Origin of the sequence: Streptomyces sp. WM6386 (assembly GCF_000972385.1) — a bacterium.
Classification (GTDB): Bacteria; Actinomycetota; Actinomycetes; order Streptomycetales; family Streptomycetaceae; genus Streptomyces.
This window is the reverse complement of the sequence record NZ_JXTE01000835.1, coordinates 1-299: the sequence shown is the minus strand read 5'-3', so window position 1 is coordinate 299 and position 299 is coordinate 1. Positions and strand designations below refer to the sequence as shown.

Here is a 299-nt window from a genome sequence, read left to right as displayed (position 1 = left end):
GCTGGGTCCGGTCGAACATCGGAGCCTTCGGCGGTGACCCACGGCAGGTCACCCTGGCCGGCGAGTCGGCCGGCGGCAGCGCGGTCTGCGCCCAGCTCGCTTCCCCGGCTGGCCGGGGCCTGTACCGCGCGGCCATCATCCAGAGCGGTGCCTACTTCGACTGCGCGGGCATCACCCGTGAGAAGGCCGTCGCCACCGGAATCACCTTCGCCAAGAAGCTCGGCTGCATCGACCCGGCGACCGTGACCGATTGCCTCCGGGCCAAGCCGACCAAGGCGATCCTCGACGCACAGAACGGC

The 299-nt window shown here is 70.9% G+C and carries 1 protein-coding gene; it reads left to right on the top strand.

Annotation, left to right across the window (positions count from 1 at the left end; genetic code table 11):
* On the top strand, nucleotides 1–299 hold a 299-nt coding region (locus TN53_RS43870; protein WP_046264537.1), incomplete at both ends, for a carboxylesterase family protein.